19 protein-coding genes are annotated in these 19,084 nt (G+C 67.2%); 7 read left to right on the forward strand and 12 right to left on the reverse strand.

Annotation, left to right across the window (positions count from 1 at the left end; translation table 11 throughout):
• Window positions 1-5 precede the first annotated feature (5 nt).
• The 3 genes from HMPREF3174_RS08540 to hrcA are packed head-to-tail and all read right to left on the reverse strand — an operon-like array spanning window position 6 to window position 2,863.
• Entirely contained in the window at window positions 6-725 is a 720-nt protein-coding gene (locus HMPREF3174_RS08540) for a 16S rRNA (uracil(1498)-N(3))-methyltransferase (protein ID WP_062613806.1), read from the reverse strand.
• Complete coding sequence (dnaJ, locus tag HMPREF3174_RS08545; RefSeq protein WP_070448376.1) at window positions 722-1,834, reverse strand: molecular chaperone DnaJ; 1,113 nt, start codon at window positions 1,832-1,834, stop codon at window positions 722-724. The genes HMPREF3174_RS08540 and dnaJ overlap by 4 nt, the downstream gene beginning before the upstream one ends.
• 12 nt (window positions 1,835-1,846) lie before the next feature.
• The gene (hrcA, locus tag HMPREF3174_RS08550) at window positions 1,847-2,863 is read right to left on the reverse strand and encodes a heat-inducible transcriptional repressor HrcA (protein WP_201783163.1); all 1,017 of its coding nucleotides are present in this window, start codon (window positions 2,861-2,863) and stop codon (window positions 1,847-1,849) included.
• Window positions 2,864-2,959: 96 nt separating this feature from the next.
• On the opposite strand from hrcA, the gene HMPREF3174_RS08555 reads away from it, so the two are divergent.
• Window positions 2,960-3,820 carry a DUF3097 family protein gene (locus tag HMPREF3174_RS08555; protein ID WP_068538981.1) on the forward strand — a complete coding sequence of 287 codons (861 nt, stop codon included), beginning with the start codon at window positions 2,960-2,962 and terminating at the stop codon, window positions 3,818-3,820.
• Here HMPREF3174_RS08555 and HMPREF3174_RS08560 read toward each other — a convergent pair.
• The 4 genes from HMPREF3174_RS08560 to lepA are packed head-to-tail and all read right to left on the reverse strand — an operon-like array spanning window position 3,792 to window position 8,212.
• Window positions 3,792-4,403: a hypothetical protein gene (locus HMPREF3174_RS08560; RefSeq protein ID WP_070448377.1), complete on the reverse strand. Its 612-nt coding sequence runs from the start codon at window positions 4,401-4,403 to the stop codon at window positions 3,792-3,794. The two genes, HMPREF3174_RS08555 and HMPREF3174_RS08560, sit on opposite strands and share 29 nt — an antisense overlap.
• Window positions 4,400-5,566, reverse strand: coding sequence for a radical SAM family heme chaperone HemW (gene hemW, locus HMPREF3174_RS08565; RefSeq protein ID WP_070448378.1), 1,167 nt, complete (start codon window positions 5,564-5,566; stop codon window positions 4,400-4,402). Before hemW ends, HMPREF3174_RS08560 begins: the two co-directional genes overlap by 4 nt.
• Window positions 5,559-6,353: a tRNA (guanosine(46)-N7)-methyltransferase TrmB gene (gene trmB, locus HMPREF3174_RS08570; protein WP_068538979.1), complete on the reverse strand. Its 795-nt coding sequence runs from the start codon at window positions 6,351-6,353 to the stop codon at window positions 5,559-5,561. Before trmB ends, hemW begins: the two co-directional genes overlap by 8 nt.
• Window positions 6,353-8,212 (reverse strand): translation elongation factor 4, encoded by a 1,860-nt coding sequence (gene lepA, locus HMPREF3174_RS08575; protein ID WP_070448379.1) that lies wholly within the window; start codon window positions 8,210-8,212, stop codon window positions 6,353-6,355. Before lepA ends, trmB begins: the two co-directional genes overlap by 1 nt.
• 102 nt (window positions 8,213-8,314) lie before the next feature.
• Here lepA and HMPREF3174_RS08580 point away from each other — a divergent pair, with 102 nt between their 5' ends.
• The 6 genes from HMPREF3174_RS08580 (at window position 8,315) to rpsT (ending at window position 11,705) form a co-directional block, all read left to right on the forward strand.
• Window positions 8,315-8,935, forward strand: a complete 621-nt coding sequence (locus HMPREF3174_RS08580) for an HAD-IA family hydrolase (RefSeq protein ID WP_246783084.1) — start codon at window positions 8,315-8,317, stop codon at window positions 8,933-8,935.
• A 13-nt stretch (window positions 8,936-8,948) separates the two neighbouring features.
• A complete protein-coding gene (locus HMPREF3174_RS08585; protein WP_068538977.1) occupies window positions 8,949-9,587 on the forward strand; it encodes a hypothetical protein in 639 nt (212 codons plus the stop codon).
• A gap of 113 nt (window positions 9,588-9,700) precedes the next feature.
• Complete coding sequence (locus HMPREF3174_RS08590) at window positions 9,701-10,189, forward strand: PH domain-containing protein (RefSeq protein ID WP_068538976.1); 489 nt, start codon at window positions 9,701-9,703, stop codon at window positions 10,187-10,189.
• A 259-nt stretch (window positions 10,190-10,448) separates the two neighbouring features.
• Window positions 10,449-10,880, forward strand: a complete 432-nt coding sequence (locus HMPREF3174_RS08595) for a type II toxin-antitoxin system PemK/MazF family toxin (RefSeq protein WP_244899257.1) — start codon at window positions 10,449-10,451, stop codon at window positions 10,878-10,880.
• Between the two features lie 83 nt (window positions 10,881-10,963).
• The gene (locus tag HMPREF3174_RS08600; RefSeq protein WP_062613795.1) at window positions 10,964-11,182 is read left to right on the forward strand and encodes a CsbD family protein; all 219 of its coding nucleotides are present in this window, start codon (window positions 10,964-10,966) and stop codon (window positions 11,180-11,182) included.
• Between the two features lie 256 nt (window positions 11,183-11,438).
• On the forward strand, window positions 11,439-11,705 hold the full coding sequence (rpsT, locus tag HMPREF3174_RS08605; RefSeq protein WP_062613794.1) for a 30S ribosomal protein S20: 267 nt from the start codon (window positions 11,439-11,441) through the stop codon (window positions 11,703-11,705).
• Window positions 11,706-12,002: 297 nt separating this feature from the next.
• Here rpsT and pntB read toward each other — a convergent pair whose 3' ends face one another.
• The 5 genes from pntB to HMPREF3174_RS09485 all read right to left on the reverse strand — a co-directional run bounded on the left by pntB (window position 12,003) and on the right by HMPREF3174_RS09485 (window position 19,064).
• Window positions 12,003-13,445, reverse strand: a complete 1,443-nt coding sequence (gene pntB / locus HMPREF3174_RS08610; RefSeq protein ID WP_068538974.1) for a Re/Si-specific NAD(P)(+) transhydrogenase subunit beta — start codon at window positions 13,443-13,445, stop codon at window positions 12,003-12,005.
• A gap of 2 nt (window positions 13,446-13,447) precedes the next feature.
• Window positions 13,448-14,980 carry a Re/Si-specific NAD(P)(+) transhydrogenase subunit alpha gene (locus HMPREF3174_RS08615; RefSeq protein ID WP_062613792.1) on the reverse strand — a complete coding sequence of 511 codons (1,533 nt, stop codon included), beginning with the start codon at window positions 14,978-14,980 and terminating at the stop codon, window positions 13,448-13,450.
• 93 nt (window positions 14,981-15,073) lie between these two features.
• Entirely contained in the window at window positions 15,074-16,018 is a 945-nt protein-coding gene (gene holA, locus HMPREF3174_RS08620) for a DNA polymerase III subunit delta (RefSeq protein ID WP_236698679.1), read from the reverse strand.
• 8 nt (window positions 16,019-16,026) lie between these two features.
• Complete coding sequence (locus HMPREF3174_RS08625) at window positions 16,027-18,192, reverse strand: ComEC/Rec2 family competence protein (protein WP_062613790.1); 2,166 nt, start codon at window positions 18,190-18,192, stop codon at window positions 16,027-16,029.
• Window positions 18,192-19,064: a helix-hairpin-helix domain-containing protein gene (locus HMPREF3174_RS09485; protein ID WP_201783162.1), complete on the reverse strand. Its 873-nt coding sequence runs from the start codon at window positions 19,062-19,064 to the stop codon at window positions 18,192-18,194. Before HMPREF3174_RS09485 ends, HMPREF3174_RS08625 begins: the two co-directional genes overlap by 1 nt.
• Window positions 19,065-19,084 lie beyond the last annotated feature (20 nt).

Below are 19,084 nucleotides of genomic sequence, written 5' to 3' on the forward strand. Positions count from 1 at the left end.
TCATTCTAGCGGTATGCCGTGACGACGGCGGCCGCCCACGCCCCCGCCGTCGCCGAGCGCATGACGTGGTTGCCGAGCAGGACGGGGGTGGCACCGGCGCCGGCGAACATCTCGAGTTCGGCGGGCGTGATGCCGCCTTCGGGCCCGACGACGATCATGACGTCGCGCTCGATCGGCAGCAGGTCGGCCAGCGGCGCGGTTGCTTCCTCATGGCAGACAACCGTGAGCCCGTCGAATTCGCGGATCGCGGCGGCGAGCTGGCCGGAGGTGTGGAGGGGGTGAATCTGCGGGAGGAAGGCACGCCGGGATTGCTTCGTGGCCGCCCAGACGGCATCGGCAAGCCGCGCCCGGCCCTTCTCGGCCCTGTCCCCGCTCCAGCGCACGATCGAACGCTCGGCCATCCACGGGATGAAGGCGTCCACGCCGTACTCGGTGCAGGTTTCGAGCGCTTGCTCGTCGTGTCCGCGCTTAGCGAGCGCCTGGACGAGAGTGATGCGCGGGCGCGCCAGCTCCTCTTGAACGGAGGCGAGCCGGCGGCCGCAGACCTCAGCCTTGCCGACGACGTCGACTTCGATCGTCACCCGCAGCCCGTCCCCGTTCACGACGTCGATCCGATCGCCCACGCTCGTGCGCCGTACGACGGCGGCGTGGTGGGCCTCGGGCCCGGTGAGGATGACCTGCTCGGTATCGGCGAGGTCAGGATCGATGTAGACCGGTAAAGTCATCGGCCCGAGAGCCGATCCCAGATGCGCCCGAACACCGACTGGCTGGAGTCGACCAGCTCGCCGGTCTCCTCCCCGCGCTCGTGGGCGAACTGTTCGAGGAGCTCGCGCTGGCGGACGTCGAGCTTGGTGGGGGTGACCACCTGGACCTGGACCTTGAGGTCGCCGCGCCCGCCACGGTGGAGGCGGCCCACGCCCAGGCCGCGCAGGGTTTCGACGTGGCCGGCCTGCGTGCCCGGGTCGAGGGAGATGGTCTGCTCCCCATCGAAGGTGTCGATCTCGAGCGTGGTGCCGAGCGCGGCCGCCGTCATCGGCACCTGCAACGTACATAGCAGGTCATCCCCGGAACGGGTGAAGACCGGGTCGGGCTCGATCTGGACCTGGGCGAACAAGTCACCCGCCGGGCCGCCCGCCAGGCCGGCGTCGCCGCGGCCCTGGAGGCGGATGCGCATCCCATCGTCTACGCCCGCGGGAACCTTGATGGTGACGGGCTGGCTGGCGCGGATGCGGCCCTCGCCCGAGCACTCCCCGCACGGGGTGACGATGATCGTGCCATATCCCTGGCAGCGCCCGCACACCGTCTGTGACATGACCTGGCCGAACAGCGACTGGGTGACCTGCTGGACGGAGCCGGTGCCGTCGCAGTTCGTGCACGGTACGGGCTCAGTGCCCGGCTCGGCCATCTGCCCGTGACAGTGCGGGCACTCGACCACGGCCTCATGGTTGATGGTCTTCTCCGCGCCGAACACCACCTCGTCGAGGCTGAGGTGGACGGCCACGAGCGTGTCCTGGCCGCGCCGGGCGCGCGAGGCCGGGCCGCGGCGTGTGTTGCCCCCGCCGAAGAAGGTATTGAAGATGTCCTGGAAGCCCTCGAAGCCCGGGCTGTAGGTGGCCCCGCCGCGCAGCGCGTCCTCCCCGCCCATGTCGTACATCTTGCGTTTGTCCGGGTTGGAGAGCACCTCGTAGGCGTTGTTGACCTCCTGATACTTCTCCGTGGACCCGCCGTTGGGGTTGTCGGGGTGCAGTTCGCGGGACTTCTTCCGGTAGGCCTTCTTGATCTCGGCCTGGGTCGCGTTCCGGCCCACCCCGAGGACGTCGTAATAATCTGCCACAGTTTCCCTTTGTTAATTCGCTGCCAAGATGTCGGATAGATACTTCGCCACCGCATAGACCGAGGACATATTCGCCGTGTAGTCCATGCGCGTCGGTCCAATGATGCCAAGCCGGGCCAGTGTTTGCTGGTCCGCGCCCACATAGTTGGTGGACACCACAGAGGTTTCGCTCAGGGCATCACTCGAGTTCTCCCGGCCGATCCCCACGTGCAGCCCGTCCTCCTGGTGGGCGAGGATGCGCAGCAGTACCACCTGCTCCTCGATCGCGTCGAGGATGGGGAAGACCGAGTTGTCGAAGTCAATCGTGTAGCGGGTGAGGTTGGCGGTGCCGGCGACGACGACCCGTTCCTCGGCTTCGTTGCGTAGCGTTTCTTCCACCACCTGCACGACGAGGCGGGCGGCCGGCTTGAGTTCCTCTGGCAGGCCGTCTTCCACCCGGCCGAGCGCGTCGGGCAGGCCGGCCAGCTGGAGCTCCTCGAGTTCGGTGTTGAGCACCCGCCGCAGCGCCACCAGGTCCTCCTCCGTGAGCGCCGAGGGGAAGGAGACCATGCGCTGCTCCACGCGGCCAGCGTTGGTGATGATGACGACCAGCGCGCGGGTGTCGGTGAGCGGCACCAGCTCGATGTGGCGCAGGGCCGTGCGGCGAAGCGAGGGGTATTGCACCATCGCCACCTGGTTCGTGAGGGAGGACAGGAGGGCCGCGGCGCGTGTGATGACCTCGTCTAGGTCCACCGCCTCGAACAGCATGCGCTTGATCGCGGTGCGCTCGGCGCGCGAGAGCGGCTTGAGCGAGGCGATCTGGTCCACGAACTGGCGGTAGCCGGCGTCAGTGGGCACGCGCCCTGCGGAGGTGTGGGGTTGGTGGATGAGGCCAGCCTCCTCAAGCGACACCATGTCGCTACGGACGGTTGCCGGCGAGACGCCGAGGTGGTGGCGCTCGACCACGGCGCGCGAGCCCACTGGCTCGCCCGTACGCACGTAATCTTGCACGATGGCGTTGAGCACCTTGGCCTGCCGATCCGTTGCCATCACGCCTCCCCACATAGCACTCGCATAACTCGAGTGCCAATTCTACGCCCTGGCCTCCAAATATCCCAGTTGCCTCCCACGCGCTACCCTAGCCCCATGAGCTATATCGACCGCTACGGCCCTGACGCCCTCAACGCCCCCGCCTCCACCATCCGCGACGTCACTGTGGAGGTGGGCATGGTCCTCGAGGACGTCACCTCCGGGTACGTGGGCGAAGTGATGAAGGTGGGCAAGGTGGCCGGCCAGTGGCAGATGGAACTGGAGGATGCCCAGATGCGCCGGCGCGGCTTCCCGATCGGGCGCGGGTTCTGGCTCGAGGGCGAGGCGGTGAACCTCATCCCGCCCCTGCCGAAGAAACTGGTAGCCAGCCGAGGCCCGAAGATCACTGCCTCGGGCTCCTTCCACGTGGAGCACGAGGCGCGCGTGGCCAAGGCCTCCCGCATCTGGGTGGAGGGCAAGCACGACGCCGAGCTCATCTCCAAGATCTGGGGCTCCGACTTGGCCTATGAGGGCATCATGATCGAAGAGCTCTTCGGCGCCGACCACCTGGCCGATGTCCTCGCCGTCTTCGGCCCGTCCGATTCCCGGCGCGCCGGCATCATGCTCGACCACCTCGTGGCCGGCTCCAAGGAGGCCTGTATCGCCGCCGAGGTGGCGACCATGGAGGGCGTGCTCGTGCTCGGCCATCCCTACGTCGACATCTGGCAGGCGATCAAGCCCGGCGTCGTTGGTCTGAAAGAATGGCCGCACGTGCCGCGCGGGGAGGACATCAAGAAGGGCACGCTCGCCCGCATGGGCTGGCCGCATGCCACGGCCGAGGATATCGGCCTGGGCTGGGCCAGGATTCTGAGGGCCGTGCGCGACTACCGGGACCTCGAGCCGGCGTTCCTTGGCCGAATGGAGGAGCTCATCGACTTCGTCACGGCCGCTAGCCCCACACCTCACCGGGCAGGGTAGGGATGATCCCCTCCGCATAGGAGGCGATCTCCTTCAGCCGCTCGATCTTCTCCCCGCCCTCGTTGACCATGAAGGTCACTTTGTTGGCCGTCAAGTGCGCCGCTCGCAGGCCGGGCCAGGAGGTGAGGAAGGCGGCGACATCGTCGTTCACCCAACCCGACTCGCCCTCCCAGGACAACCCGCCGTCCAGGCACGCGAGGGTCTCGGGGATCTCGGGCTCGGTGCCGTCGCTGCGCAGTGGGACCTCAAGCGTGAACAGCAGGTAGCCGCCAACCGACGGCGCCACGAAGCTGCCCGCCCGCCAGGTGGTCCCGCGCCGGCCGGAGCTGACGGCCTCCACGCCCGGCGCCCCCACCGCGAGCGGCCAATGGCTCGGCAGCACCGTGGTATCGAGCAAGAAGAGGGCGAGGTTGTCCACGGTGTCCTTCACCCGCCACCCCTGGGCGCGCATGGCGCCCTTGAGACGCGAGGCCTCGTCCCACGTGCCACCCGACTTCTTGGAGAACAGGGTGATCCCCGTGTAGATCAGCGGGATGCCGATCACGAGGGCAAGGATGGTGTAGACGACATAGTCGCGGTTCATGATGCCTCCTCGGCGTCCCACAGGGTTCGGGTCACGACGTCGGCCAACAGGCGCCCCTTGCGGGTCAGCCGCAAGCGGCCGGCGAACGCGGCGGCTGGGTCGATCAGTTCGTCGGCGATAAGCGAGGCGACGACGCCAGGCGGGGTAGCACCCACGTCGATGCCCTCGCTCAGACGGATGCCCAGCATGATATCCTCCTCGCGCCGCTCGGCGGGGGTGAGGACCTCGCCACCCGCGATCGGCAGCTCCCCGGCCTCAAGTTTGCCAGCGTACGCGATCGGGTGCTTGATGTTCCAAAAGCGACGCCCGTCCAGGTGGGAGTGGGCGCCGGGGCCGAATCCCCACCAGTTCGCGTTCGTCCAGTAGGCCCGGTTGTGTTCCGAGCGCTTGCCGGGCTTGGCCCAGTTCGACACCTCGTACCACTCGTAGCCGGCGGCAGACAGCGCCTCGTCTGCCATCTCGTACTTGGCGGCCAGCACGTCCGGGTCCGGCTCGGGGATCTCCCCGCGCCGCAACTGGGCCCCCATCTTCGTGCCCTCCTCGATCGTCAGGCCGTAAGCGGAGATGTGGCCGGGCTCGAGCGCGATCGCGGCGTCGAGGGAGGCACGCCAGTCATCGAGGGACTCCCCCGGCGCGCCGTAAATCAGGTCAAGGGAAAACTCCAGGCCGAGCTCCCGCGCCCAGCGGGCCACCTGGGCCACTTGGCCGGGCGTGTGCTGGCGGTCGAGGGTGGCCAGCACGTGCTCGACCGCCGACTGCATGCCGAAAGAGAAGCGGGTAAAGCCCGCATCTGCCAGGGTCTCGAGTGCCTCCAAGGTCACCGTCTCCGGGTTCGCCTCGGTGGTCACCTCGCCCTCAGGGGAGCCGAAGGCCTCCGTCAGCGCGGCCAGCACCGCCGCCAGGTCGGACGCCGGCAGCATCGTGGGAGTGCCGCCCCCAAAGAAAACCGTGCGCAGGGGCCCTGCCGGGGCGACGGCGTCGTGAGCAAGGGCGATCTCAGAGATGAGGGTGTCCGCGAAACGCGAGGCGCTCGCGCCCTTGCCGAAATCGAGGTTCGTGTAGGTGTTGAAGTCGCAATACCCGCAGCGCACCGAGCAAAACGGCACGTGGACGTAGGCGGACAGACCCTCCACCCGCGCGGTGTCGATGCCGAGTTCAGTCACGCTCGCGGATCGCCTCGACGTCGAAAATCTTGCGCCCGGCCTCAATCCCGCGCGACTCGAAACGGGTCATTACGCGGCCCGGCCAGCGCTTGGCGAAGCCGCCCCGGTACTGGCCCTGGTCGGCCGCATCGGGGTTCTTCTCCGAGTAAGGATTGGAAAAGTGCGGGCTGTTGGCCACCACATCGCGCATATGCCAGGCGTAGTCGGCCCAGTCGGTGGCCATACGCCACACGCCGCCCTGCTCGAGCACGAGCGCCACGCTCTTCGCGAAGTTGTCGCTCACCAGGCGGCGCTTGTGGTGACGCTTCTTGCGCCACGGGTCCGGGAAGAACGTCCACACCTCCCGCGCCCGCGGGTTTTCCACCTCGCCACGCCGGAAAAGGATGGGCAGGGCCTGGGCGGCGTCAACCTCCATGATCCGCACGTTCTGCACGCCCTCGCGCACGGCCGCATTCACGCAGCGCGCCACGCCGGGCGACCACGCCTCGATCGCCAAGAAGTTCCACTCGGGGCGGGCGAGGGCCGCGGACATCGTCTGCTCCCCGCTGCCCGGGCCGATCTCGACCACGAGCGGGGCCGAACGCCCAAATGCCGCGCGCAGGTCCACGAACGCATCCTTAGCCAGGGTGGTCTGGGCCGGCCCCTGCGGGTAGTCGATGACGTATGCCGGGCCGTATTCCTCCATCACCTTTTCGTACTTGTCCCCCAGGCGCGAACCGCGCCGGGTGAAGGACATAATCCGGCCGTAGTTGGGGTTCTGCTCGGGCAGGGTGCCGTGCTCGGACATTACTTCTTCTTTGACTCGGGCATCTCGGAGGACAGGGCTGCGACGAAGGCCTCCTGCGGCACGTCCACGCGCCCAATCGACTTCATGCGCTTCTTACCTTCCTTCTGCTTCTCCAGCAGCTTGCGCTTACGGGAGATATCGCCTCCGTAACACTTGGCCAGCATATCCTTGCGCAGGGCCCGGATCGTTTCGCGGGCAATAATGCGCGAACCGATCGCGGCCTGGACGGGGATCTCGAACTGCTGGCGCGGAATGAGGCCCTTGAGCTTGCCGGTCATCTCCAGACCGTAGTGGTAGGCGTTGTCGCGGTGGACGATCGCGGAGAAGGCATCCACCTTCTCGCCGTTGAGCAGGATGTCAACCTTGACCAGGTCCGCCTGCTGCTCGCCCTCCTCCTTGTAATCGAGGGAGGCGTAGCCCTTCGTGCGGGACTTGAGCTGGTCGAAGAAGTCGGTGACGATCTCGGCCAGCGGCAACTTGTAGCGCAACTCCACCCGGTCCTCGGACAGGTAGTCCATCCCCTCCAGGTTCCCGCGGCGCTGCTGGCACAGCTCCATCGTGGTGCCCACGAAGTCGGAAGGGGTGAGGATCGTGGCGTTGACCAGCGGCTCGTAAATCGCCTGAATCTTCCCGTCCGGGAACTCGGACGGGTTTTGCACCACATGCTCGGCCCCGCCTTCGGCAACCACCCGGTAGATAACCGAGGGGGCGGTGGCGATGAGGTCCAAGTCAAACTCGCGCTCGAGGCGCTCTGTGACGATCTCAAGGTGGAGCAGGCCGAGGAACCCGCACCTAAAGCCGAAGCCGAGTGCCACAGAGTTTTCGGGCTCGTAGACAAGGGCGGCGTCGTTGAGCTTGAGCTTGTCCAGCGCATCACGCAGGGCCGGGTAATCCGAGCCGTCGATCGGGTAGATGCCCGAATAGACCATGGGCTTGGGGTCGCGGTAGCCCGAGAGAGGCGCGGCGGCCGGCTTGCGGGCGTCCGTGACCGTGTCGCCCACGCGCGACTGGCGCACCTCCTTCACACCCGTGATGAGGTAGCCCACCTCCCCCACGCCCAGTCCGGCGGCCGGCTTCGGTTCGGGCGAGATGACGCCGATCTCGAGTAGCTCATGGTTGGTGTGGGTGGACATCATCTGTACACGCTGGCGCGGGGTGAGGTTGCCATCCACCACACGCACGTACGTCACCACGCCGCGGTAGGAATCGTAGACCGAGTCAAAGATCATGGCGCGGGCCTCGGCGTCGGCGTCGCCCGTGGGGGCCGGGATCTCGGCCACGATCCGGTCAAGCAACTCGTCCACGCCCTGGCCCGTCTTGCCCGACACCCGCACCACGTCGTCGGGATCGCACCCGATGAGGGAGGCGAGCTCGGCGGCGTACTTGTCCGGGTTCGCGGCCGGCAGGTCGATCTTGTTGAGGACGGGGATGATCGTCAGGTCATTCTCGATCGCCATGTACAGGTTCGCCAGCGTCTGCGCCTCGATGCCCTGCGCCGAATCGACCAGGAGGATCGCGCCCTCGCACGCGGCGAGCGAACGGGAGACCTCGTAAGCGAAGTCCACGTGGCCGGGGGTGTCGATCATGTTGAGCGCGTAGGCCTGCCCGTCCACCGACCACGGCATGCGCACCGCCTGGGACTTAATCGTGATCCCGCGCTCGCGCTCGATATCCATGCGGTCAAGGTACTGGGCGCGCATCTCACGCTCCGTGACGATGTCCGTCAATTGCAGCATCCGATCGGCAAGCGTGGACTTGCCGTGATCGATGTGGGCGATGATGCAGAAATTCCGAATCTGCGCGGCCGGAGTGGACGCGGGCTGGATCTTGGCCAGCTCGGCAGAGGTAGAAACGGGCACGAGTCTCCTTCGAATAACAGTCTTTGACAACGATACCAGCGCGCCCGCACGGAACCGGGAATGTGCCGTGTGAAATTAGGCGGCCTGTGCCAGACTTGAGGCGTGTACACCTCCATTTTGTGGGACATGGGCGGCACGCTCATCGACACCTACCCGGCCGTCGACCACCTGCTCGCGCGGATTGGATATCGCACGGACGCGCCCAGCAACGCCCAGCTGTCCGAGGTGGCCCGCCTGCGCTCGATCTCCATCGACCACGCAATGAACAAGCTCCACCAGCTCTACGACGCCGACCTCGAGGCCCTGCATGCCGGCTACTCCGAACTCAAGGAATCGTGGAAGACCCGCCCGGCCCCGCTCATGAGTGGCGCGCGCCGCGTGCTCGAGGCTGTTCGCGACGCCGGTGGGCTCAACCTCATCGCCACCCACCGTGACCGCTGCTCGGCCGAGGACCTGCTGGCCGCCCACGGCATCGAGGTGGACGACATGGTGTGTGCTCCCGACGGCTACGAGCGCAAGCCCTCCCCTGACATGTACCTGGTGCTGATCGAACGCCACCGCCTCCACCCGGCCCGCGTGCTCGCCGTGGGCGACCGCCCGATCGACGTGGAGGCCGCCACCGCCGCCGGGGTGGACGGCTACCTGCTCGACCACCAGGGCAAGCAACCGGGCACCCTTGCCTCCCTCAGCGAACTTATTGGGATGATCGGGCCGCAGCAGTGAGACAATACCTACCATGAGCCTTGGTCCTGGATCCCTCAACGTCTTTCTGCCCCTCATCGAGCGCCTGACCCGCCTGCCGGGGCGCGCGCTCGTAACCTTCGCCGCCGCAAGCAACGCGCTTCTCGCCTTCGTCGGCTGGCAAGCCGGCACGCACGGAGGTGGCGCAGGCGCGTGGATCCCGTTTGGCGCATGCGTAGTCTTCAGCATCGTGCTGGTGTTCTTCGCGATCCGGCGCTCCCGGCTCGAGCGCCTGCTGAACGAGTACACCGAGAAGGCGCGGGCGCGCTACGCCAAGCAGACTCAACGATCCGAGAGCGCGGGCCAAATCTCGCAAAGCTCCGGGGACGGGATCATCATCGACGAATATGGCAACGTCCTCACCCGCGAGGCGGGCATGGAGGCCGAGGTCGAGCGCCTGCGGGCCCGGGAACGCCAGGCCGACGCCGAACGGGAGGCCGCCCAGCGGCGTAAGACCTTCCTCTCCCGGCTCGAGGCCGCCCAGCGCGCCGCCATCGCCCAGGCGGGCGGGGTGGGCAACGTCCCCCACCTCCAAGACGACCTGCGCTGGACCGTGCTCGCGGCCGGCATCACCCTCGCCTCCCTGCCGTTCATCGCCCTCCTTGCCATCATCAGCCTCTTCATCTGGCTCTAATGCCGGGTGGCCGGCACCCGGAGTGCCGGGGCGGCCGCTCAGGCGAGCCGCTCCAGCGGGCGCGAGGTGGGCGACGGCGTCGTGAACGGCCAGCCTTGTGGCAAAATGGGGGCATGGGTTTTAACAAGAAGCTCCTAGCCGCCGACGAGCACGTTATTCGCCACATGCGCGAGCACGTGAAGGCGATTTTTGGCAATATCCTCGCGCTGGTGGTCGTGGTGGTGGCATTGGTCCTCGCACTCTACTTCCTGCCCGACTCAGTGCGCCCGTGGGCGCACTGGGCCGCCGGCGCCACGGCTGGGCTACTGGCGATCTTCCTGTTCGTCATCCCGTGGCTGCAGTGGATGACCAGCACGTACACGGTCACCGACCGGCGGATCATCACCCGCACGGGCATCTTCAACAAGACCGGGCACGACATCCCGCTCTCCCGGATTTCGAGCGCCTCCTACGAGCGCGACATCATTGACCGCATGTTCGGCTGCGGCACCCTCATCCTTGAAACCTCGGCCGGCAACCCGGTCACGCTCCACGACGTGCCCGAGGTCGAGCGCTTGCACGTGACCCTGATCGAGCTGCTTGACGAGAGCGAGGACGAGTAGCCGTGTCTTTCATGGAGTCCCTCCGGCGCGCGGCCAAGTCGGCCGGCCGGAGTCTTGGCCGGGACCTGGCCCGCAAGGCGGGTGACGAGATCTCCCGCGCGATCACCGGCAGCCGTGGCACGTCGGGACGCGGCGGGCGTTCAGCATCGCGCGGAACGGCGCAAGGCGGGGTAGTGCGCGAGGTGCGAGGACGGCGTCGTCGAAGAAGAACGCGACTCAACCGGCGCCAGGACCCAAGTTGCGGCCCAGGGGCGCCACCTTGCCCGGGCCTGACGAGCCCGCCATCGAGTGGCCGGTTGCGCGCATCGGCCTTCCCACCTTCGACTACTCCCCGCTCCCCGACGCCTCCCCCGACCCGGGCGAGGTGGTGTGGGCGTGGGTACCGTTCGACGAGAACGACGGGCGCGGCAAGGACCGGCCCGTGCTCGTGCTCGCCGGATACGAGGAGCACGTGGTGTTCGTGCAGATGTCGAGCAAGGATCACGACGACTACACCCGCTACGAGGCCAGCCAAGGCCGCACGTGGCTGGACATCGGGACGGGCGCGTGGGACTCGCGCGGGCGCTCGTCGGAGGTGCGGCTCGACAGGCTGCTGGTCGCGCACGTGGCCCAAGTCCGCCGCGAAGGCGCCACGCTCGATCGGGCCAGGTACGACGCCGTAGTCAAGGCGCTCATGGAACTCCACGGCTAATGCCAGACTTTTCCAAGGTTCGCCCGCTAATATGGAAAGAGTAAGGGAGCTAGACGCTTCGGACCCACGTTAAAGGAGCAATCATGAGCTTTGATGACATCAAGAACAAGGCCAAGGACCTGGGCGGCAAGGCCAAGGAAACCGCCGGCAAGGCCACTGACAACGAGGACCTCGAGTTCGAGGGCAAGAAGGACCAGCTGGTTGCCGACGTGAAGAAGGCCGCCACCGAAGCCGGCGAGAAGGCCAAGGGCTTCGTCAACGACACGATCGACAAGATCAAGGGCGACAAGGACGAGCAGTAGTCAACGCCCCGGGGCTCACGCCCCTGTAGCCACCACGGCGCCGCAAACGTGAGCAGATGCACCACAAACCGCATCTGGCCTCGCTTTTGCGGCGCCGGTCGCTTTGCTAAAGTAGTCAATTGGACTTTGAACCTGGTCGGGTGAAAGGTCCGGCCAATCTTCTTTCCACGGGCACCCCACGCCTCAGTCCGAAGATGGCATGCCCTCACCGACCCGCGGCCCTCGGGGCCATCATTCACAACGAAAGAGTTCATCAGTGGCAAACATCAAGTCCCAGATCAAGCGAAACAAGACCAACGAGAAGCGCCGCCTTCGCAACAAGGCCGTCAAGACCGAGGTTCGTACCCTCGTACGTAAGACGCGCGAGGCCGCTGCAGCCGGCAACGCCGAGGAGGCGCAGGAAGCGCTCCGCGTTGCTTCCCGCAAGCTCGATAAGGCTGTTTCCAAGGGTGTTATCCATCGCAACCAGGCGGCCAACCGCAAGTCGAAGCTCGCCAAGCTCGTTGCGAAGATCAACGGCTAAGTAGCTCGAAGAAAGGGCGGCGGACTGGGGTCCGCCGCCCTTTTGCGTGCCCGCCGGGCCTGAACTACGGGCGCGGCCCCGCCGGGCCACGCCCGCCAGCTGGAATTAAAGAGCTTTGGACGATTTCGGGGCGATCTTCGTATATGAGGAGATCGCCCCGGAATCGTCCAGGAATTTCAAACGGGTCCCGGGTAACAGCTTGCCCAGTGACCGGAGGCAGTCACGCCGGCGGAGAGGGATGAAGCCTCACCGCCCGAAACGACGGCGTGACTGCCGGAGGCTTAACAACCGCTTTCGCTAGGCGTTCACCTTGAGCGCGGCGTTGATCTGGTCCACCGAGTCCTTCGCGTCGCCCAGCAGCATCTGGGTATTCTCGTTGAAGAACAGCGGGTTTTGCACGCCGGCATACCCTGCGTTCCCCATGGAGCGTTTAAAGACAATGACGTTCTTCGCCTCCCAGACCTTGATGACGGGCATACCCGCGATCGGCGAGCCGGGCTCTTCGGCTGACGGGTTGACCGTGTCGTTTGCGCCGATGACGAGCACCACGTCAGCCTCGGAGAGCGTGTCGTTGACTTCGTCCATTTCGTAGACGATGTCGTAGGGCACGTTAGCCTCGGCAAGCAGGACGTTCATGTGCCCAGGCAGTCGGCCCGCCACGGGGTGGATCGCGAACGACACGTCCACGCCCGCCTCGCGCAGGCGCCGGGTGAGGTCCGCCACCGGGTATTGAGCCTGGGCCACTGCCATACCGTAGCCGGGGGTGATGACCACCTTGGAGGCCGAAGCCAGCATGTCGGCCACCTCGGGGGCGGTGATTTCGTGGTGCGTGCCGTAGTCGCGTTCTTCGGCCACCGCGCCGTCGGAGCCGAAGCCGCCGAGGATCACGGAGATGAAGGAGCGGTTCATCGCCTGGCACATGATGTAGGACAGGTAGGCGCCCGAGGAGCCTACGAGTGCGCCCACGATGATGAGCAGGTCATTGCCGAGGGTGAAGCCGGCCATCGCGGCGGCCCAGCCCGAGTAGGAATTGAGCATCGACACGACCACCGGCATATCGCCGCCGCCGATTGCGGCCACGAGGTGCAGGCCGAGCAGGAGCGCGATCACCGTGAGCAATGCCAGCGGGATCATGCCCATCCCCACGGTGCGCGTGTGGGCGAACCAGATGATGAGCACCAGCGAGGCGACGATCGCCCCCAGATTGAGCCAGTTACGCCCCGGCAGGGTGAGCGGCTTGCCAGACATTCGGCCCGAGAGCTTGAGGAAGGCGATGATCGAGCCGGTGAACGTGACCGCGCCAATGAACACCGCCAGGCCCACCTCGCCCATGTGGAAGGCGTTGTCGGGCGAGTCCGAACCGGGGGTCAGGATGAAGGAGTTGTAGCCGACGAGCACGGCTGCCAGGCCCACGAAGGAATGGAGCATGGCGATCAGCTCGGGCATGCCGGTCATTTCCACCTTGCGCGCGAGCGGGATACCCACGGCCGCGCCGATGCCGAGCGCGACCACGATGAGGGCGGCCACCACGGCCTGCTTCTGCGCGAACGAGATGAGGAGGATGACGGTGGCAAGAAGCACGAGGCCCATGCCTACCATCCCGAGCCGGTTACCGCGCTGGGCCGTGGCCTGCTTCGACAGCCCCGCGAGCGCGAGGATAAACAGCAGAGCGGCGGCGATGTACGCCAGTGACTCGAAGCTGAGCTGCCATGACGTGTAGTAAGCAACGATGTCGTTCATGATCAACTCCTATGGAACATCTTGAGCATGCGCTCGGTGACGAGGAATCCACCAAAGATGTTGATGGATGCCACGGCGATGGCGATGAAGGACAGGATCTGGACGGCGACGTTGTCGGATCCGACCTGGAGGAGCGCTCCGACCACGATGATGCCCGAGATCGCGTTCGTGACGGACATGAGTGGTGTGTGGAGGGCGTGGGTGACCGCGGTGATGACGTAGAAGCCGATCACGACGGCGAGAGCGAACACCATGAAGTGGGTGGTTGAGCCCGGCGGCGCGGAAAGGATGAGCCAGATGAACAGGGCGCCGGCGGCAAGTTTCCACCAGTGCTTGGCGATCCAGGATTTCTCCTTCGGCGCCTCGGGGGCGACCTCCGCCTGCGCGGGCGCGGGTGCCGGCGCCGGGGCGGCCGAGACCTTCACGGGCGGCGGCGGGAACATGACCTGGTCATCGAGCGTGACGAGCATCTGGCGCACGATCTCATCATCGAGGTCCAGGTGGAGCAGGCCGTCCTTGTCCGGGGTGGTGAGCTTGAAGAAGTTGAAGATGTTCTGCCCGTACAGCTGTGAGGACTGGCCCGGCAGGCGGGCGGCGAGCTCTGCGTAGCCGATGATGATCACGCCGTTGGCGGTCACGACCACCTCGTCCGGCCGCGATCCGACCACGTTGCCGCCATTGGCGGCGCCCATGTCGACGACGACGGAGCCCGGCTTCATCCCCGCCACGGTTTCCTCCGTGAGCAGCACGGGTGAGCGGCGTCCAGGGATGGCGGCGGTGGTGATGACGATGTCGGCGACTGCGGCCTGTTCGGCGTACAGCTTTTCGGCAGCGGCCGCCTGCTCCTGGCCCATCTCCTTCGCATACCCGTCGGTGGATTCCTGGGAGGCGACCGGGATGGCCACGAAGTCGGCGCCCATGGATTCGACCTGCTCGGCCGTCTCGGGCCGCACGTCGGTGGCCCTGACGATCGCGCCCATCGAGTTCGCCGTGCCGATCGCGGCCAGGCCCGCAACGCCCGCACCGATCACGTAGACGTTGGCGGGGGCGACCTTGCCGGCCGCCGTCACCTGGCCGGAGAACAGCCGGCCGAAGTGGTGGGCGGCCTCGATCACGGCCCGGTATCCGGCCACGTTGGCCAGGGAGGACAGCACGTCCATGGACTGGGCGCGCGAGATGCGCGGGACCATGTCCATCGCCAACCCGGTGATCCCACGGCTGGAGAGGGCCTCCAGGATGTCGGGGTTGCGGCCGGGGGCCATGCGCGCGATCAAGGTCGCGCCGTGCTTCATGAGGTCGAGTCGGTCAAGGCCGGGGGCGTCGAGCGCCGTGACGATGTCCGCTGCCCACGCCTCCTCCGTGCTGACAATCCGCGCCCCCGCACTCTCGTACAGCGAGTCGGGGAAGCTGGCCCGGGCACCGGCGTCGTGTTCAACGACAACCTCGTAGCCCAGCTTGATCAGCTTTCCCGCTGTGTCCGGAGTAGCGGCGACCAGAGTCTGATCGCCAGACTCCCGTGGTACACCAATGCGCAACTTCACTCCTTTTGTCGTTACGTGCTAAAGACTCTTTCAGCATATCCCGCGCTCGGCGGGCGTGCGTCGCTTTCTTGCCGATGGGCTCGCGCACTATTGCCGTAGCGCGCAGATGGTGACGATGGCCCGCTCGAGCGCGTACTCCGGGTCCCGCGAGAGGCCCTTGACCTCCGCGTCCGCTGTGGCGATCGCCTGGATCGCCTCCGCCAGGCTCGCCCCCGACCACCCGCGCAGGTCCTGCTTGGCGCGGCTGGCCTGCCAGTTGTTGAGCTTCGGAGTGGGCCGGCCCTTGGCCGAGCGCACACCCAACACCTGCGCCATCGTGCGTAGCTTCATAGCGATCGCGCCCACGATCGCGACGGGCGAGTTGCCGGTGGCGACCGCGTGCCGGGCGAGCTCCACGGCCTTTCCGGCGCGACCTGCCACGACGGCATCGGCGACATTGAATGCGGTGGCCTCCACGCGGCCGGCGAAGTAGGTGCGCACGTCCTCCTCGGTGATCGTACCCTTCACGTCACTCAGGAGCTGGCTGACGGCCGAGAGCAGTTCGCGCAAGTCGGAGCCGAGTGCGGCAACGATCGCGTCCACCGCGTCCGACGTCATTTTCCGGCCCGCATCGCGCACGTCCTGCACCACGATCTTCGCCTTGTCGTTGGGGTACTTGACCTTCTCAAAGGCGTAGGTGGGCACCTTGCCCTTGAGCGCGTCGAGCACCTTTTTCCCGCGTTGGCCCCCGTTGTGGCGCAGCACGAGCACCGAGTCCTGCTCCGGGGCCTGGATGTAGGCAAGCAGGTCATCTTGGAAGGGCGCGTTGACTTGCTCGAGGTTGGGCACGACGATCGCGCGCGGCTCCCCGAACAGCGACGGCGTGAGCAGGGCCTCGAGCTGGCCGCTCACGTACTGCGAGGAGTCAATCTCCACGATGTTCGTGTTCGGATCCGCCGCGCGCAGCTGGCGGCGCAGGGAGGCCACCGCCCGATCCCCCAACACGGGTTCGCCGGAGGTGATGAGCACGATGGGTGCGAGTGTGACTGCCATGCGTGCCATTATTCCACGTCCATCCGACAACCCGAGACCATCTCGGCTGCCCCGAGCACGGCGGGCCCGCACAGGTCCGTGCGCACCTGGATTGGCGCGTGCCAGATCTCCAGCGCCTCGCGCGTGGGGTGGCCGTACGTGTTGTCCTTACCCACGGAGAAGATCGTCACCCTCGCCTCGAGCCTCTCGGCAAGCTCCCGGCTCTGGTCGCGCGCCCCGTGATGGCCGACGACGACGACGTCGATCTCCCCCACGTCCCCGAGCAGGGATCGCTGACGGTCTTCGGGTGCATCACCGAGGATGAGGATCCGGTGCGAGGCGGTGACCATCTGCACCACCAGCGAGTCGGCGTTCGTGGAGTCGTCGGTGCCGATCACCGAGCGCGGGCCGATGATCTCGATCCCGCCCGTGCGCTGGCCAAACTCCACCGGTCGGTGCTCGACGCCGCGCCGGTCCATGAGCTCAAGGGCCCAGGAAGAGTTGTAGACGTGGTTGAGGTTGGGCGAGTACCACACTTCGCCGACGTCGGCCGCATCCAGCACGTCCTCCAGTCCGCGCACGTGGTCGGCGTCGAAGTGGCTGATGATGACGAGGTCAATGCGGGCAACGCCAGCGAGCTCCAGGCAGGCCGCCATGTTGCCGCCCTCGGGCCCGACGTCGACGAGGACAATGCCTTCTTCGGTCCGTCCGAGGAAGGCCGAGCCCTGCCCCACGTCACACTGGATCGCCTCCCAGTCCCCCGCCCCGCGCTGCGGGATGAAGGCGGAGACGAGCGCGGCGCAGACGAGCGTGCCCACCGCGCCGAGGATGACGCGCACGCCCCCAAACGCCAGGGCGGCGAGCAGCACGCCGAGGAAGGCGACATTGGCGATGAGCACGGCGATCGTGGGCAAGCCCGAGCCGGGCAGACCGATGAGCAGGGTGGTCACCTTCGCCATCCACCACGTGCATGCTTCGCACGCGCGCAGGATCGGGGTGGCCAGCCAGGGCGCCACGGGTAGCAGGAGCGTGCCGGCCATGCCCCCAATTGTCAGTGGTGCCACGACGGGCGCAACCAGCGCGTTGGCCAGGATCCCCCATAGGGAGGCCCGTTCCTGGATGGCGAGAAGCGGCGGGCCTGTGGCGATGGCGGCGATGAGGGAGATGGAGACGACGTCGGCGATCGCCCCGGGCACGTGCTCGGCCAGCCGACGCTGGAGCGGGTAGGAAAAGACGATGATGGCAGCCGTGGCGAGCGCCGAGAGCTGGAAGCCGAGGCTGCGGGCGAGCTCGAGGTCGAGCAGGCTGACCCCGATGATCGTGGCAGCGAGGAGCGGCAAAGCGTTCGTCCGCCGGCGCAGGGCGATCGCCAGGCACATGAGCACGCCCATGTAGCCGGCCCGAAGCACGGAGGCCTCGGGGCCGACCAGCGCCACGAGCCCGCCCAAGCTCGCCAGCGCGAATGCACCGGCAACGAGCGGTCGGCGTCGGCCCACCGCGCCGAGCACCACCGCGATCACGAGGGAAACGTGGGCGCCAGAGACCGCCGTGAGGTGGGACAGGCTGAGCATGCGCATCTGTTCGGTGGCAAGCTCGGGCAGGCCCGTGTCGTCGCCCACCACCACGCCGGGGATGAGTTGGGCGTGCCAGGGGCGGTCGGCAACGTACTCGCGCAGGGCCGAGCGCAGGCGCCCTGTCAGGGGCGCGGAGAGGGGCTCGATAGTGGAAGCGTTGAGGCGGAGCATGGCATCGCCGGCCGACAGCCTGCCGCGTGCCACGAATCGCGTGCCTCGCTCGAGGCGTTCGCCTTCCCAACGCATGTAGGCGCTCGCGCGCGAGCTCATCGCCGGCCCAGAGTTAGCCGCAGCGCTCACCCGTGCGACCGCCTCGATCCGCACCATCGCGCCGAACTGCCCGCCCGTCGTCTTCGGGTGGCGTTCGATTGCGCCGGTGACCTCCACCTCGCGGCCGACCTCGTGATAGATGGCATCCGACTCCCCCACCAGGGCATCCGTCCCGCCCGCGATCGTCCCGGAGAGCAACGCCACCCCGACGATCGTGGCGAACCAGTTGCTTCTCAGCGCCCCGAGCAGGGTGACAAGGAGCGCCACGAGCCCGAGCGCGAGGTAGTCGGGGGCGAGGAGCGCCACCGCCCACACCACCCCCGCAGGCACGAGCAACCGGAAGTCCTGCATCAGATGCGCACGTGGTCGCGCAGCTGCTCGAGCGTCTTGGGACCGATCCCTCGCACGTCGATGAGCTGGTCGATCGAAGTAAAGGTACCGTTGGCGTTGCGCCAATCGATGATGGCTTTGGCTGTCACCGGCCCGACCCCCGGAATCGCCTCCAGCCCCGCCTGGTCCGCCGTGTTGAGGTTGACCTTCCCGTCCGCAGCGCCGGTATCTCCCGCCCCGCCGCTCGCTGCTCCTTCCCCGCCGACGACGCCCGAGCCGGTCGCGTCCCCTCCCTCTCCGACAGCGGGGACGTGGATGTGAACGCCGTCACTGATGGGCCCGGCCAGATTGATGCGGGCGAGGTCGGCCTCCCCGGTTGGCCCGCCGGCCGCCTGCACGGCGTCCGCAACCCGCGCGGGCGCCGGCAACGTGACGACACCCGGCACCGCCACCTGCCCTGACACGTGCACGACGATCGTCTCCGCCCTCGCGCTCGCCTCCTCCGAGCCCGCAGAATCTGGCGCTGCCTTGCCACTGGCGGTACCGTCCACTGCGTGCCCACCCTCGGTACTCTCGCCGGAGCCTGCTCCCCCGTCCCCCGCGCCGGCCTTAGACTGCGCTGACTCTTCTCCCTGCGGGATCGCGGCCACCTCGGTGGAGCGCCCGGACAGCGCTCCGATCACCCCCGACAGCGCAAGGACGAGCAGGAGGACCGCGGCGATGCGCAATGAGTTACCGTCAAGCACGAAGCGGCGCTTCATAGCGGGCGTGGTGAGCGCCCCGACGTCGTCGCCGGCACCGAGGCGCATGGCCGTGCGGGTGAAGCCCTCGACCTTCTCCCAGTCGGCGGTCGACTGGCGGGAGGCGGGGCGGCGGGTAGGCATTGTGGTCATGAAGCCATTATGTGCGCTCG

It is taken from the genome of Trueperella sp. HMSC08H06, assembly GCF_001808465.1.
GTDB lineage: Bacteria > Actinomycetota > Actinomycetes > Actinomycetales > Actinomycetaceae > Trueperella > Trueperella bernardiae.

What these genes read in the sequence shown, in the direction of transcription:
- HMPREF3174_RS08540 (WP_062613806.1), bottom strand. Translation starts at nt 725, where the DNA reads ATGACTTTACCGGTCTACATCGATCCTGACCTCGCCGATACCGAGCAG.
- hrcA (WP_201783163.1), bottom strand. Translation starts at nt 2,863, where the DNA reads ATGGCAACGGATCGGCAGGCCAAGGTGCTCAACGCCATCGTGCAAGAT.
- HMPREF3174_RS08555 (WP_068538981.1), top strand. Translation starts at nt 2,960, where the DNA reads ATGAGCTATATCGACCGCTACGGCCCTGACGCCCTCAACGCCCCCGCC.
- HMPREF3174_RS08560 (WP_070448377.1), bottom strand. Translation starts at nt 4,403, where the DNA reads ATGAACCGCGACTATGTCGTCTACACCATCCTTGCCCTCGTGATCGGC.
- trmB (WP_068538979.1), bottom strand. Translation starts at nt 6,353, where the DNA reads ATGTCCGAGCACGGCACCCTGCCCGAGCAGAACCCCAACTACGGCCGG.
- HMPREF3174_RS08585 (WP_068538977.1), top strand. Translation starts at nt 8,949, where the DNA reads ATGAGCCTTGGTCCTGGATCCCTCAACGTCTTTCTGCCCCTCATCGAG.
- HMPREF3174_RS08590 (WP_068538976.1), top strand. Translation starts at nt 9,701, where the DNA reads ATGGGTTTTAACAAGAAGCTCCTAGCCGCCGACGAGCACGTTATTCGC.
- HMPREF3174_RS08600 (WP_062613795.1), top strand. Translation starts at nt 10,964, where the DNA reads ATGAGCTTTGATGACATCAAGAACAAGGCCAAGGACCTGGGCGGCAAG.
- pntB (WP_068538974.1), bottom strand. Translation starts at nt 13,445, where the DNA reads ATGAACGACATCGTTGCTTACTACACGTCATGGCAGCTCAGCTTCGAG.
- holA (WP_236698679.1), bottom strand. Translation starts at nt 16,018, where the DNA reads ATGGCAGTCACACTCGCACCCATCGTGCTCATCACCTCCGGCGAACCC.
- HMPREF3174_RS08625 (WP_062613790.1), bottom strand. Translation starts at nt 18,192, where the DNA reads ATGCAGGACTTCCGGTTGCTCGTGCCTGCGGGGGTGGTGTGGGCGGTG.
- HMPREF3174_RS09485 (WP_201783162.1), bottom strand. Translation starts at nt 19,064, where the DNA reads ATGACCACAATGCCTACCCGCCGCCCCGCCTCCCGCCAGTCGACCGCC.